The organism is Xanthomonas euroxanthea (assembly GCF_903989455.1).
In the GTDB taxonomy this organism is placed as follows: domain Bacteria; phylum Pseudomonadota; class Gammaproteobacteria; order Xanthomonadales; family Xanthomonadaceae; genus Xanthomonas; species Xanthomonas euroxanthea.
Genome location: NZ_LR861803.1, coordinates 2080646 through 2094815 on the forward strand (window position 1 = coordinate 2080646; position 14170 = coordinate 2094815).

Consider the following 14170-nt stretch of genomic DNA (forward strand, 5'->3'; position numbering starts at 1 on the left):
CCATGGTGGCGTGTGCATGCAGCATCTCGGTGGCAGGCGAGCGGTGCCGTTTGCGCGCGGTGCAGTGCGCGGCACGTGGCCTGGTCAGCATGGCAGGGCGTGCAATCCGGGCGCGGTCGGTGCCATGAGCCTGCAGGTGGCGCAGCTCAATCTGCTGCCGACTCCCGCCGGCCTGACTGCCGAGCAGGTGTTCGCGCAGTGGCCATCGCTGGCCGATATCGCCGAGGCCGTCGCCAGTGCCGGGGTGCGCGTATCGGTGGTCCAGGCCTCTGCACTGAACCTGCGGCTCACTCGCCAGGGCGTGGATTACCGCTTCGTCGAGCTCGGCGCGCGCGGCAGTGCGCAGCGTGCAGGTCTGCTTGCTGCGATGCTGCACGAGATCGGTGCCGATGTGGTCCACATCCACGGCCTGGAATTTGCCGGCGATGCACGCCGTCTCGCCCGCCTGCTGCCGCAGACGCCGATCCTGCTGCAGGATCACGCCAACCGCCCGCCGCGCTGGTGGGCCCGCAGTGGGTGGCGCCTACGCTACGCGGCCGCCGCCGGGATCGCGTTCACCGCGCAGGAGATGGCGCAGCCGTTCGTCCAGGCGCGCCTGTTCAAGGCAAAGACGCAGCTGTTTGCGGTTCCCGAATCGAGCAGCCGCTTTTCGCCGGGCGATCGCCTGCAGGCACGCGAGCAGACCTGTCTGCATGGCGACCCCTGCGTGTTGTGGGTCGGGCATCTGAGCGCGGCCAAGGATCCGCTGTGCGTGCTCGATGCCGTCGCCCTGGCCGCCCGCGTGTTGCCCGGGTTGCGGCTGTGGTGCGTGTTCGACCAGGCGCCGTTGCTGGAGCAGGTACGGCAGCGTCTGCGCGCCGATCCGCTGCTTGCACGCTGCGTGCAGTTGCTGGGCAGGGTGCCGCATGCCCGCGTGGAAACCCTGTTGCGTGCCTGCGACCTGTTCGTCTCCGCCAGCCATGCCGAAAGCTGCGGTTATGCCGCGGTGGAAGCCTATGCCTGCGGCACGTTGCCGCTACTGACCGATATCCCGTCCTTCCGTGCGCTCAGCGATGGTGGGGCGGTCGGCGCGTTGTGGCCGGTCGGCGATGCCTCGGCCCTGGCGGACCTGCTGTTGCGCGTCGTCCGGCAACGCCCCGATCGCGCACAGGTGCGCGCGCATTTCGATGCACGGCTGTCGTTTGCCGCCGTGGGGCAGCGCTGGAAGCGAGCGTACACCCAGCTGCTGGCCGCCGCGCCAGGGCGAACCGCATGAAACTGGCCCTGGTGGTTCCGGGCGGCGTGGATCGCAGCGGCGAGGTCCGCGTGATCCCGGTGTTCCTGACCCTGATCGAATGGCTGGCGCGCCAGCACCAGGTGCATGTGTTCGTGCTGCACCAGGAGCCGCTGCCCGGCACCTGGGCATTGCGTGGCGCCACCGTGCACAACATCGGCGCGCGCCGCACCCGCACGCGTGCGATCGCCGCCATTGTCGACGAACATCGTCGTGCTCCGTTCGATGTGATCCAGGCCATCTTTTCCGGCTATTGCGGTCTGGTCGCCGTCGCCGCGGCAAAGCTGTTGCGGCGTCCAAGCGTGGTGCATATCGCCGGTGGCGAGCTGGTCGCGTTGCATGGCATCGGCTACGGCGGCCGGCGACGTTGGCGCGGTCGCCTGCGCGAAGCGGTGATCCTGCGCCTGGCCGACCGCGTCACCGCGGCCAGCGCGCCCATCCTCGCGTCGCTGCAGGCGCTCGGCATCCATGCGCAGCGGGTGCCGTTGGGCGTGGATCTGCGTGCCTGGCCGCCGGCCGCGCCACGTGCACGCACGGGCGGCATCGCCCGCTTGCTGCATGTGGCCAGCCTCAATCCGGTCAAGGACCAGACCACCTTGCTGCAGGCGATGGCAGCGCTCAAACGCGCCGAGGTCGCCTTTACCCTGGACATGGTCGGCGTCGATACGCTGGATGGCGCCATGCAACGCCTGGTGCAACAGCTGGGCCTGGGCGCGCAGGTGCGTTTTCTCGGTTTCAAGACCCAGCGCGAGCTGCGCCCGATCATGCAATCGGCCGACCTGCTGGTGCTGTCGTCCCTGCACGAAGCCGGACCGCTGGTGCTGCTGGAAGCGGCGGTCGCCGGTGTGCCCACCGTCGGTACCGCGGTCGGGCACCTGGTCGAATGGGCACCGGTGTGCGCACTCGCGGTACCGCCGGGCGACTGGGCCGGGCTGGCAGAAGCCGTCCGCCAGGTCTTGGCCGACGACGAGCTGCGCTTGCGCCTGGCCTGGGCAGCGCAATGCCGTGCGGTCCGGGAGGACGCGGCGTTGACCACGCGGCTGTTCGAACAGCTGTATCGGCACCTGTGCGAGGCGCGGCCGCTGCGCTGACTGCGGCGCAATGACGCAGATCGCATCAGCCGCAAGGCAACGCGCGTGGTGCAGCAACGAGGCTGCCAAACAAAACGTGGGGACGTGATCGCAACGGTGATCGGCTGCACAAGCGCCAGCCTGCGCGCCTGCTGCGGGCCTGCGATCACCGACAAAGCTGCTGCGAGCAGCCGATGGCTGGGTGCAGGCAGCGCGCCCGGACTCGGACGCTGCGGCGGACACCTGCCGACTCCGGGCAGGCCGTGCCGACCTGATGCTGAGCGCAGCAGTGCTGTCAGCCGCACTCAGGCCGGCTGCAGATAGCCGTCCAGCGCTGCACGCACCACATACAGCATGTCGGTGCGCGGCACCGGCCGGGTCAGGCGCGTCATCACCCGGCGCAGCTGGGTCTGCCGCACCCAGGGCTGGCCCTGGAGCCACAACTGGGTCTGCAGCATGTCCGCCCGTTCCTTGCGGCTCTCGGCCGTCGGCACCACGCGATTGCGCAGGTACTGTCGCGCTTCGCCCAGCGAGCGTGACCATTCGATGCCGGGCAGGGCCGACAACCACAGGTTGGAGCACGAGGCACTGGTCAGGGTCTGGCGGGCCGCACGCATGCGCAGCACGCGCGGGCACCCGGCCTGCAGCCGCGCCATCACCGCCGGCGGCACCACACTGCGGTAATAGCGTTGCAGCAGCAGCAGCGGCGGCAGCGCCCACCATGGCGCCACGGCCGGGTCGTCCCACAACTGGTCCCAGTCACGCGGCCCCATGCGCGTGGCCAGCAGTGCCAGGTCATGCAGATGCATCAGGCGGATGCTGCGGTGGCAGATGCCGCCGGCCGCATGCAGCAGCAGATGGCACATCAGCGCGCCGACCGACGGGTAGGGATTCAATCCCGGCTGCGGCCGCTCGGGCAGGATGCACGCGGTGATGTCCACGCTGCGCAGCGGCAGACGTTCCTGGATGCGGGTATGCAGCTCGAGATTGATCGGCGCATCGCGATGCTCGCCCAGTCCCGCCACCGCCTCGCCATGCAGCGGCTTGAACACCTGGTGCTTCCATTGTTCGAAGCAGGCCACGTAACCGAGTTCGCACAGCAGCGCCGCCGCCGCGGGCGCATCTTCCGGCGCCACCAGCAGATCGATGTCGGCCATCGGCCGATCGCCGGGCAGATAGACACCGAGCCGATGCAAGGCGGTGCCCTTGAGGCCGACCAGGGCGATGCCGGCCGCACGCGCTGCCGCGTCGATGCGGGCCAGCAACAGCGCGATGCGCCGATGACGGTCTTCGACATGGTTGCGTTGCTCACTCAGGAACGCGGTCCAGTCGGCGTCCTGCCACAACGAGCGGCGTTGCAGCAGCGGCGACACGCCATGCGCTGCAGCCGCTGCCGCAGCCAGTTGCCATTGCAGCCGGTCCCACTGCGGCACCGCTGCGCCGGGCTGCGCCAACTCCCTGGCCAGCCGTTCGGTGGCCGTGCGCAGGCCGTGCTTGATGGTGCGAAGGGAAGGCTGCATGCGGCTGTGATCCGAAGGGCGAGGTAAGGGGGGGAAGCGAGGTCGGCGCCTTGCGCGCTAGCCGACCAGCACGCTGGCCAGCTGGCGCGGTTGGCGTTCGGCAGCGCCGGCAAGCGGCGCGGTGCGATGCTGCCGTTCGCTGGCGATCAAGGCGGACCAGCGCGCTTCCAGCGTCTGCGAGGCCTGCGCAAATGCATCGGCACCCAGCGTGGCGCGCGCCTGCTGCAGGTCGACCTGGGTATGCAGCAGGTCGCGCACGCTGCGGTAGAACTCCGAGTCGTAGGCGCCATGGAACATCATCGCCAGGTCGTCGCTGTCCTGCCAATGGGTCTTGCCGCCCAGCTGGTTCTTCACTTCCTCGTAGAACTTGGTGCCGGGCAGGGGATAGGACACGCTGACGCCGATGATGTCCGGGTTGGCCTGCGTCACCAGTGCGCGCGTGGCCAGGATGTCTTCGAGTTCTTCGCCCAGGTAGCCGAGTTGAATGAAGAAGCCCACACGGATGCCGTGCGCGCCCAGGCGCTGGCGTGCGGCGATCACCTCGCCAACCTCGGTGCCCTTGGTCATCCTGTCCAGGATGCGCTGGCTGCCGCTTTCGGCACCCAGCCAGGCCTCGGCGCAGCCGGCGCGCGCAAGCGCAGCGGCCATGCGCTCGCTGGCCAGGTCGGCACGGGTCTGGATGGTGAACGGGATCGCGCCATCGGCCTCGCTCAGGCGCTGCGCAAAGGTTTCCACCCAATCGATATGGAAGCCGAAGATGTCATCGGCCATCCACAGGTGATCGGGCTGGAAGCTGCGCTTGAGATGGATCATTTCGGCAGCCACGTCGTCCGCAGCGCGGCGCGTGTAGTGATTGCCCCAGATCGGTTTGGCGCACCAGTTGCAGCGAAACGGGCAGCCCCGCGAAGCGGCCATGTTCAGGCTGAAATAGCCGTGCCGTTGCTGCCAGAAACGCCGATAGCGCGGCATGTCGACCAGGTCCCAGGCCGGCAGGCCGCTCAGGCGCGCGTCCGGTGGTTGCGCGCCGGGATGCGCGCGCGTGGCGGCAGGTTGCGCGGTGGCGATCCGTGCCACACCGGCCAGCCAGGCGTCGCGGTCGATGTCCGGATCGGCTTCCAGCCGTTCCATCAGCGTAAGCAGCGGTGCGATCCCTTCGCCGACCAGCACCGCATGCGCGCCGGCGTCCAGGAATACGTCCGGGTTGTCGGACGCGTCGGAGCCGGCGACCAGCACGCGGCAACCGGCGGCACGTGCCTGCGCGATCATGCGGCAGGCGGCCTCGCGCATCCGGCTCAGGCACATCTTGGTGAGGAAGTTGAAGTTGTCTTCGTAGAACACCACCACATCCGGCTGCGCCTGGTGCAAGGCGCCGTCATACTCCTGCACGTCCTCGGCCAGCATCGCGTCGAACAGGCTCACTGCATGCCCACGCTCACGCAGCAGCGCCGCGACCTGCAGCGTCGCCAGCGGTGGATAGGGTTTGCCGCGCTCCCATTGCTTGGGGTCGTAACGCAGGAAATACGAATGACTGACCTGGATCTTTAGCATCTGCACAAGGCTCTCGTTCTGTCGCCAGGTGGACGCAGCGGTGGCGTGCGCAGACACCGGCATTCGGCTCGGCAGTAGGTGCGGATGCAGGCCGCTTTGGTTGTGCGGATGCGCGCCCGGTTGCCGACTCGCGTCGGGTATGCGTGTCGATGCCGGCCAGGCAACCTTTCCCTTGCCGATCGGCACATACCGGCTGATCGATGCAAAGGATGGAACGGCATGCCGCAGTCGGCTGCGTTGGCGCAACTCCTGCCGGTGGGCGATGACACACGCTCCGGCACGCCGGATGCAACGGCAGCGGCAGCAGATCCCTTTGGCGAACATCGGCCGCGCCGGCATGGCGTGCGCCGGCAAATCCTCGGCGCGCTGTTTCACTTCGAAAGCGACAGCGAGGCGCTGCTGGCGTTGGTGGACCACGCCTACGCGGGCCTGCCCGCGCATCGCTTGCCGGGTGCGCCGGAGTTTCATGTCACGCTGGATCTGGTGGCGCGCGGGTACGCGCCACCCGGCGCAGAACCGCCACCGGTGCGCACCCATGCCAGCGGCGGCCTGCTGTGTGGCGTCATGGATGCCTGCAACTACCTGATGCTGTCGGTGCCCGCGCGCCGGGCCATGCTGGTGGTCTCCGACGACATGCTCGCCCACGCCTATCACGTGCGGTATGAGCTGATCGAATTTGCCGTGTTCCTGCTGGCCGCGCGCGGCATGGGCCTGGTGCCCCTGCATGGCGCATGCGTGGGCCGGCACGGACGCAGCGTGCTGTTGCTCGGTGCCAGCGGCGCCGGCAAATCGACCCTGGCGCTGCACAGCCTGTTGCATGGCCTGGACTTCATCGCCGAAGACGGCGTGTTCGTGGCGCCGGAGAGCCTGCTCACCACCGGCGTGGCCAACTTTCTGCACCTGCGCGCCGGCGCGCTGGGCCTGGTCGACGCGCAGACCCGCGCCTGGATCAGCGCCTCGCCGACCATCCGGCGCCGCAGCGGCGTGGAAAAGTTCGAGATCGATATTCGCCACGGCCGCGCGCAGCTGGCGCGCGCACCCCTGCCGTTGTCTGCGGTGGTGATGCTGTCGGCGACGCCGGCGAGCGATCCCGCGCAGTTGCTGCTGGCGATGCCGGCCGAACGCATCGCCGATTGCCTGGCAGGCGATCAGCCGTATGCGGCCGGTCAACCGGGCTGGTCGCGCTTTGTCGAGCAGGTGCAGCGCATCGGCATGTTCACATTGCGCCGCGGTTTGCATCCGCAGGCCTCGCTGCACGCGCTGCTGCAGGTGTTGCGGTGAGCGCATGCGCGCGGCCGCCGCACGCATGCGTCCGCAGGGTCAACGCCATGCGGCATGCCGCATGCCACCGTGCGCCCCGCACGTGACTGAGATACGCGCCGCTGCAGAGCGCAGGCCCATGCGCGCGATGTGGCGCGATTTCGTCGGCACGCTGGTGCCGGCGGACGTGCCGACCATTGCGCTCTACGTCGGCGTATCGCTGCTTGCCGCACTGGCCGGCAGCCTCGTCGCGGTCAGCCTGGTGCCGCTGGTGCAGCCCGGGCACGCCGTCCGCCTGGCCGGCTACGCGCTCGCCTTACCGCAGGCCCTGGCGATGCAGGTGGCGCTGTTCGTGGCTGTGAGCCTGGTGTTTGCCGCACTGCGTTGGCATGGCGCAGGGCTGGCCGCGCGGCTGACCAGCCGCTACGCGATCGGGCTGCGCCAGCGCGTACATGCCGCCTTGATCGATGCACCGCTGCCTGCGCTGTCCGGCGCCAGCTCGGCGGAAATCGCCAATGTGCTGACCTACAACATCGAAATCGCCACCCAGGGCTTCGGTGCGGCATTGCAGCTGCTGGTGGCCGGCATGACCGCCCTGGTGAGCCTCTGCATCGCGGTCATGATCGCGCCTGCATTGCTGCTGGCGGCGCCGTTGCTGCTGGGGCTGGCGTGGCTGGGCCTGCGCATCTCCAGCAGCGACAAACAGGCGCGCATCAGCCGCGATTATGTAGCCGACATGACGCAGCTGTTCTGGCTGAGCGAAGACTTCCCGCGTCGCCTGCGGCATGTGCGCTCGTTCCAGCGCGAAGCGCTGGAAACGCGCCATTACGAACGCATTTCCGCACGGCTGGGGCAGGGCTATGCGCAGCAGCAGGCGCTGGTGGCAGGCAGCCGGCTGCTGCTGGAAGCCACCGCGGTGGCGGCAATCGCCGCCATCCTGGTGCTGGCCAACCTCTGGCAGGGCGCGGACCGCGCTGCGCTGATCACCGTCAGCCTGCTGCTCGGGCGCCTGCTGCCGTATCTGGTCAGCACCCGCCAGAGCGTGCAGCAACTGCGCTCGGCCTGGCCGGCGTTGCAGTTGTGGCGGCGCTATGTGGCGCTGGGCGCGCCCCGCGCGCGCACGGCGGCCGCGCCGGCAGCACCGCTGCCGGCAGCCGTGCATCTGGAACACATCGGCCTGGCGCCGCCGTTGCCCAGGCTCGATCTCGCGCCGATGCTGCTGCTGCCCGGCGGACTGACCCTGGTGGTCGGGCCCTCCGGCGTCGGCAAGAGCAGCCTGATGGACGTGCTCTCGGGTCAGACTGCGCCGGCGCAGTTCACCGCGCACATGGGCGGGCGCCGGCTGGATTTTGCCGCGTATCGCGCCCTGGTGCGGCATGGCGCCTACCTCGGCCAGGGGGTGCGGCCGTGGCAGCGCACGGTCCGCGCGTGCCTGGACTGGGCGTTGCCCGGCGCTCCCGATGCGCGCATGTGGGAGGTGCTGGGCGACGTCGGCCTGAGCGCGCGTCTGCGGCGCGACGGGCAAGGCCTGGACAGCCCGATCAACGGCCAGGACGGGCGGCTGTCCGGCGGCGAGTCGCAGCGCCTGCTGCTGGCCCAGGTGCTGTTGCGCCAGCCGACCCTGGCGGTGCTGGACGAGGCCACCAGCGCACTGGATGCAGAGGCCGAACAGCAGCTGTTGTGCATGCTGCGGCAACGCCTGCCGCAGACCGTGCTGGTGGTGGTCTCGCATCGCACCAGCCTGGCGGCGGTGGCCGATCGCACGGTAGCCCTGGGCGTTGCGCCTGCCGCGCAGCCCGCCGTCCACGGTGATGCGCTTGCAAGCTCAGGCGCGTAATACCACCTGGCTGGGTTGGTTCGGCACCACGCTCAACCGGCAATCTCTTCCAGCGCACGGTTGCGCGTGCGGGGGCCGAACAGCGCGATCACGCCGGCCACGATCGACATGCTGACCACGATGAAGGCCAGTACGCCATGGCTGCCGACCTGGGCGAGCAGCCAGCCGATCAGCACGCTGCTCACCGCCGTGGAAAGGCGGCTGAAGGAATAGCAAAAGCCCACCGCCCGCGCGCGCAGCCCGGTGGGGAACAGCTCGGCCTGATAGCCGTGATAGGCAAAGCTCATCCAGGCGTTGCAGAACGCAATCATCGCCCCGCACACCACCATGCCGATTGCCTGGTGCTGCTGCGAAAACAGCACGCCAAACAGCACCGCGCCCAGCGCCGATGCGGTGATCTGCCACTTGTTTTCCCAGCGTTGCGCAAAGCGCAGCAACAGCAGCGGCGCCAGCGGGTAGGCCAGCGAAATGGCGAAGGAATAGCCCAGGCTCTTGGTCACGCCGGTGCCTTGCGCCGAGATCAGGGCCGGCAGCCAGTTGCCGAAGCCGAAAAAGCCGATCGCCTGAAAGATGTGGAATACCACCAGCATGCCGATGCGCCCGCGATGGGGCGCCCGCCATAGCGCCGCGGTCTGCACGCCGCCGGCCGGCGAGGGGACAGGCAACTGCGGTGCAGCCAGGGGCGCGCCCAGATCGCGCGCGCAGCGCGCTTCGAGCTGGCTCAGCACTGCATCGGCGTCGGCATGGCGTCCCTGCGCTGCCAGCCAGCGCGCCGATTCCGGCAAACGGCTGCGCAGCCACCAGATCGCCAGCGCAAACACCCCGCTCAGCAACACCACCCAGCGCCATCCGCTCACCCCCAGCGGTGCATGCGGCACCAGCAGCCAGGCGGTCAGCGCCACTGCAGGCACCGCCAGAAACTGCACGAAGAATGCAAACGCGAACGCGGCGCTGCGCATATGCCGCGGCACCAGCTCGGACAGGTAGGTGTCGATGGTGACCAGCTCGATGCCCAGGCCGATCCCGACCACCAGGCGCAGCACGATGACGCCCGTGGCGGTGTCCTGCAGGCCCATTGCCACGGTCGCGGCGGTGTACCAGACCAGGGCGAAGGTGAACACCGGCCGGCGCCCGAAGCGGTCGGCGAACGGGCTCAACAGGGCAGCGCCGACAAACAGCCCCAGAAACGTCGCCGCCGCAAACGCGGCCTGGTCGGACATGCCGAATGCGCCATCGGCGCCGCTGGCAAAGATGCCGTCGCGGATCAGCCCGGGGCTGATGTAGGCGGTCTGGAACAGGTCGTACAACTCGAAAAAACCGCCCAGCGCGAGCAGGCCGACCAGCCGCCACAGGGTGGCGCTGGCCGGTAGCCGGTCGATCCGCGCGGCGATGTGCAGGGTGTCCGAAGCGGGGTCAAGCGGAGCGGTCGAAGCCATCGTCATGCAGGCGCTGCCAGTGCGGTGTCCATCATAGCCAGCAACGGTGTCACCCGACGCCCATGCTTCGTGGCCTGGCAACTGCATTCGCAGGCGAGCCAACGCGCGCCACACACCCACAGCCATCGCGCGTAGCCGTAAGCCCCTCCCACCGGGGCGAATGCATGGCTTGCGCGCCGTTGCCGCGCGTGCAGTGCAGTGCCGGTGCAACGAAGCGCGGGCCTGGGCACGGAGCGGGGGAGTGTCCAACTGCAGATCCTCCCGTTGTTCGACCACTGGAATGCTGTAATCCCCCCAGCGCCACCTGGGCAGGTGGCAAAGTCGCCTGGCCAGCCCCATCTCTTGCACATCATTCATTCCCCGGAGTCATCCGATGACGCCCATTTCCGTGCTCGACCTGGCGCCGGTCTGCGAAGGCAGCGACACCACTCATGCCTTCGCCAACATGCTCGATCTGGCCCAGCACGCCGAGCGCTGGGGCTACCAGCGTTACTGGCTGGCCGAGCACCACAACATGCCGGGCATTGCCAGCGCCGCCACCGCGGTGCTGATCGGCCACGTCGCCGGCGGCACCAAGACCATCCGCGTCGGTGCCGGCGGCATCATGCTGCCCAACCATGCGCCGCTGCAGGTGGCCGAACAGTTCGGCACGCTGGCCTCGCTGTATCCGCAGCGCATCGACCTGGGCCTGGGCCGCGCGCCCGGCACCGACCAGCCGACCGCGCGCGCTCTGCGTCGCTATTTCGACAGCGCCGACCATTTTCCGCAGGACGTGGCCGAGCTGTTGCGCTACTTCGCGCCTGCCGTGCCGGGGCAACTGGTGCAGGCAGTGCCGGGCGCCGGACTCGACGTGCCGGTATGGCTGCTGGGCTCCAGCCTGTTCAGTGCGCGGCTGGCCGCAGCGATGGGCCTGTCGTTTGCGTTTGCTTCGCACTTCGCGCCCGATGCGATGGACGAGGCAGTGGCGATCTACCGCCGCGAGTTCCGCCCGTCCGCGCAGTTGGCCAAGCCGCACGTGATGCTGGCCTTGAACGTGGTGGCCGCAGAGACCGAAGCGCAGGCACGCCGCCTGTTCACCACCCAGCAGCAGAGTTTCGTCAACCTGCGCCGCGGCAAGCCGGGCAAGATTCCCGCGCCGATCGACGACATCGACAGCTTCTGGCAGCCGCACGAACGTGCCGGCGTGGAGCGGGCGCTGGCCTGCACGGTGCTGGGCGATGCCGAGCAGATCGCGCGGGGCGTCGCCGAGTTCATCGAGCGCCATACGCCGGACGAGTTGCTGTTCACCGCCAACATCTACGACCATGCCGCGCGTCTGCGTTCGTTCGAAATCGCCGCCATGGCCTGCCGCGAGCTGGACGTGACTCCTGCGTGATTCACGTCGCTTTGCGCGGCAATCCGCTCAGATGCATGCACCTCCATTGGGAAGACCAGCATGCAATTTCAGGAACGCAGCGAGAGCATCAAGCAGTTGGCGGAATTGATCCGCGGCGTGGACATCGCGATGTTCACGACCGTGTCGGCCGACGGCAAACTGGTGAGCCGGCCGTTGGGCACGCAGGAAGTCGAATTCGATGGCGACCTGTGGTTCGCCACCGCCGCCGACAGCCCGAAGGTGGCCGAAATCGCTGCCGACCCGCGCGTCAACGTGGCCTATGCCTCGGCCTCGAAGAACAGCTACGTGTCGGTCGCCGGCACCGCGCGCGTGGTCAATGACCGCGCCAAGATCGATGAACTATGGTCGCCGGCGATGAAGGTGTTTTTCCCCGGCGGCAAGGATGACCCCAATCTGCGCCTGATCCATGTGCGTGCCGAATCGGCCGAGTACTGGGACGGCCCGAGCGGGCTGCTGGGCAAGGCACTGTACTTCGTGATGACGGCAGTCACCGACGACACCGGCAGCCTGTCCGACAACCGTGTGGTCGATCTGAAGTAACGGCGACGATCAGGGGCCGATCGTCTCGCGCATCAGCGCCAGGCGGCCGGCCACCAATCGCGCACCAGATCCAGCAGCTGGTCGGACGTGACCCCGAACACCGCCACCGAGATCAGCGCAGCGGCCCAGCCCACCAGCAGCAGCGCGCCGTCGCGCTCCAGCAGGGCCAGCGCGAACAGCAGCAGGATCAGCCCGAAGAGGTAGTTGGTGAACGGGATCGGCAACGTCAGCAGGACGCCGACCAGCACCAGCAGCACGCCGGTGAACATCTGCGCCGGAATCCGGTCCAGCATGCCGTGCAGGCGTGGCTTGAGCAGCCGGTCCAGGCGTTGCAGCGTCGGCGCAAGCCGCGCGACGAAACGCTGGCTGGTGCTGCGGCGCGGCCCGCGCTCGCCGATGAAACGCGGCACCCACGGCTTGCGCAGGCAGCACAGCATCTGCAGCCCGATCAGCACCGTCAGCGGGCCGCTGATGCCGCCGGCCACGCCAGGAATGGGAATGAACGAGGGCAGGATCGCCAGGAACAGAAACACACCGAACGCGCTCTGCTGCAGGTCGGCCAAAATCTCGCGTACCCGCAATACCTGCGCCGGATCGCCCTCGCTGAAAGCCGCCAGCAGGCTGCGGATGCCTTCGTTGCGATAGCGCATCTGCTCGCCGTCGGCCGCATCCGGCGGCGGCACGCCGTTATCCGACGATGTCATCGCTGCCCTCGTCGCCGACACGGCTCAGCAGCAGCTTGTCCACGCGCGCGCCATCCAGATCGACGATCTCGATGCGCCAGCCGGCCCAATCGAAGAATTCGCCCGCCTGCGGAATGCGCCCGAAGTAGTAGATGCACAGGCCGGCCAGCGTGTGATAGTCGCCTTCGTCGGCTTCCGGCAGTTCGGCGCCCAGCACTTCGCGCAGTTCCTCCACCGGCAGCGACCCGTCGATCAGCAGCGAGCCGTCGGCGCGCGTGACCACCAGCGCATCCTCGTCGGTGTTCTCCACCGCCTGCAGACGGCCGACCACCGCGCCCATCAGGTCGCTGATGGTCACCAGTCCGCGGATCTCGCCGTATTCGTCCACCACCAGCGCCATCGACTGCTGCTCTTCGCGGAAGATTTCCAGCAGCTTCATCGCATGTGTGGACTCGGACACGAACAAGGTATCGCGCAGCGCCTGGAAAAGATTCTCGCCGTGCCCACCCATGCGCGTGACCAGCGATTTGACTTCCAGCACGCCGGCAATGTCCTGGTCGCTGCCGCGGTAGACCGGGTAGCGCGAGAATTCGTGCTCGCGCATCACCTGCAGATTGCGTTCCGGCTCGGCGTTGGCATCCAGCCAGGCGATGCGGTTGCGCGGGGTCATCAGGCTGTCGGCGGTGCGGTCGCCCAGCCGCATCACGCGATTCATCATGTCGCGCTCGTGCGCATCGATCACGCCGGCCTCGTGGCTTTCGGCCACCAGCATGCGGATCTCCTCTTCGGTCACCGATGCCGATTCGTCCTTGCCCATGCCGAGCATGCGCAGCACCAGCCGGGTCGAGCGCGCCAGCACCCACACGCCGGGAGCGGCGATTTTCGCCAGCCAGGCCATCGGCACCGCAACCACCCCGGCGATGTCCTCGGAGTTGCGCAGCGCCAGCCGCTTGGGCACCAGTTCGCCGAAGATCAGCGTCAGGAAGGTGATCAGCGCCACCGCTAGCGTGCTGCCGATCACCACCGAATACGGGCGCGGCTTGCCGACCAGCTCGAACGAGGCCGACAGCGCCGGGAACAGCCCCTGCAGCCAGCTGCTGATGGCCTCGCCGATCGCCTCGCCACCGAACACGCCGGTCAGGATGCCGATCAGGGTGATGCCGATCTGCACCGTGGACAGGAAGTTTTCCGGGCTTTCGGCCAGTGCCAGGGCGCGCGCAGCGCGCTTGCTGGAGCCGGCCATCTGCTTCAGCCGGCTCTTGCGCGAGGTCATCAGGGACATTTCCGACATCGCGAAGAAGCCGTTCAACAGGATCAGCGCAATGACGATCAGAAACTCAACCACGGGCGTCTTCCCCGGTCAGTGAAGGGGAGGGCGGGCGAGCACTGGGTTGGCCGGCGCGCACAAGGGCGGGGCGGCAACGGGGGAATATAGGGTCGTCTTCCATAGGGTGCACCCGAGGGCGCGGGAGCATGTTAGCAAACCACAGGGTGGTTCGAGCCGGGAAATGCCGATGTGAAGGCCACTTGTGGCGCCGAGATACCCAGACAGGTCATGGAACGGTCATAATTCGCGCTTGGCGTCCGTCTCTCCCTCGACGGCAGGA

11 protein-coding genes are annotated in these 14170 nt (G+C 68.4%); 6 read left to right on the plus strand and 5 right to left on the minus strand.

All coding sequences use genetic code 11. The features are described 5' to 3' along the window. The first annotated feature begins 124 nt into the window (after window positions 1–124). Together H7A86_RS08935 and H7A86_RS08940 are read left to right on the plus strand one after the other, a co-directional pair. Window positions 125–1255 (plus strand): glycosyltransferase family 4 protein, encoded by a 1131-nt coding sequence (locus H7A86_RS08935; protein WP_119132171.1) that lies wholly within the window; start codon window positions 125–127, stop codon window positions 1253–1255. After that, entirely contained in the window at window positions 1252–2364 is a 1113-nt protein-coding gene (locus H7A86_RS08940) for a glycosyltransferase family 4 protein (protein WP_119132170.1), read from the plus strand. Before H7A86_RS08935 ends, H7A86_RS08940 begins: the two co-directional genes overlap by 4 nt. A gap of 284 nt (window positions 2365–2648) precedes the next feature. On the opposite strand, the gene H7A86_RS08945 is transcribed toward H7A86_RS08940, so the two are convergent. After that, window positions 2649–3863 (minus strand): nucleotidyltransferase family protein, encoded by a 1215-nt coding sequence (locus tag H7A86_RS08945; protein ID WP_119132169.1) that lies wholly within the window; start codon window positions 3861–3863, stop codon window positions 2649–2651. Between the two features lie 57 nt (window positions 3864–3920). Next, window positions 3921–5474, minus strand: a complete 1554-nt coding sequence (locus H7A86_RS08950) for a B12-binding domain-containing radical SAM protein (RefSeq protein ID WP_119132168.1) — start codon at window positions 5472–5474, stop codon at window positions 3921–3923. A 156-nt stretch (window positions 5475–5630) separates the two neighbouring features. Between H7A86_RS08950 and H7A86_RS08955 the strand changes: the two genes are divergently transcribed. Together H7A86_RS08955 and H7A86_RS08960 are read left to right on the plus strand one after the other, a co-directional pair. Continuing rightward, on the plus strand, window positions 5631–6692 hold the full coding sequence (locus tag H7A86_RS08955; RefSeq protein ID WP_119132167.1) for a phosphoenolpyruvate carboxykinase (ATP): 1062 nt from the start codon (window positions 5631–5633) through the stop codon (window positions 6690–6692). A gap of 118 nt (window positions 6693–6810) precedes the next feature. Then, window positions 6811–8508 carry an ABC transporter ATP-binding protein gene (locus H7A86_RS08960; RefSeq protein WP_180708091.1) on the plus strand — a complete coding sequence of 566 codons (1698 nt, stop codon included), beginning with the start codon at window positions 6811–6813 and terminating at the stop codon, window positions 8506–8508. Window positions 8509–8540: 32 nt separating this feature from the next. Here H7A86_RS08960 and H7A86_RS08965 read toward each other — a convergent pair whose 3' ends face one another. After that, complete coding sequence (locus H7A86_RS08965; protein WP_166761859.1) at window positions 8541–9950, minus strand: MFS transporter; 1410 nt, start codon at window positions 9948–9950, stop codon at window positions 8541–8543. Between the two features lie 367 nt (window positions 9951–10317). Between H7A86_RS08965 and H7A86_RS08970 the strand changes: the two genes are divergently transcribed. Next, entirely contained in the window at window positions 10318–11319 is a 1002-nt protein-coding gene (locus H7A86_RS08970; protein WP_104582876.1) for an LLM class flavin-dependent oxidoreductase, read from the plus strand. 60 nt (window positions 11320–11379) lie between these two features. Next, complete coding sequence (locus H7A86_RS08975) at window positions 11380–11880, plus strand: pyridoxamine 5'-phosphate oxidase family protein (RefSeq protein ID WP_119132165.1); 501 nt, start codon at window positions 11380–11382, stop codon at window positions 11878–11880. A gap of 32 nt (window positions 11881–11912) precedes the next feature. Here the strand turns inward: H7A86_RS08975 and H7A86_RS08980 are convergent, their stop codons facing one another. Together H7A86_RS08980 and H7A86_RS08985 are read right to left on the minus strand one after the other, a co-directional pair. Further along, window positions 11913–12584: an exopolysaccharide biosynthesis protein gene (locus H7A86_RS08980; protein ID WP_164740053.1), complete on the minus strand. Its 672-nt coding sequence runs from the start codon at window positions 12582–12584 to the stop codon at window positions 11913–11915. Next, window positions 12568–13908, minus strand: coding sequence for a hemolysin family protein (locus H7A86_RS08985; RefSeq protein WP_104582877.1), 1341 nt, complete (start codon window positions 13906–13908; stop codon window positions 12568–12570). The genes H7A86_RS08980 and H7A86_RS08985 overlap by 17 nt, the downstream gene beginning before the upstream one ends. Window positions 13909–14170 lie beyond the last annotated feature (262 nt).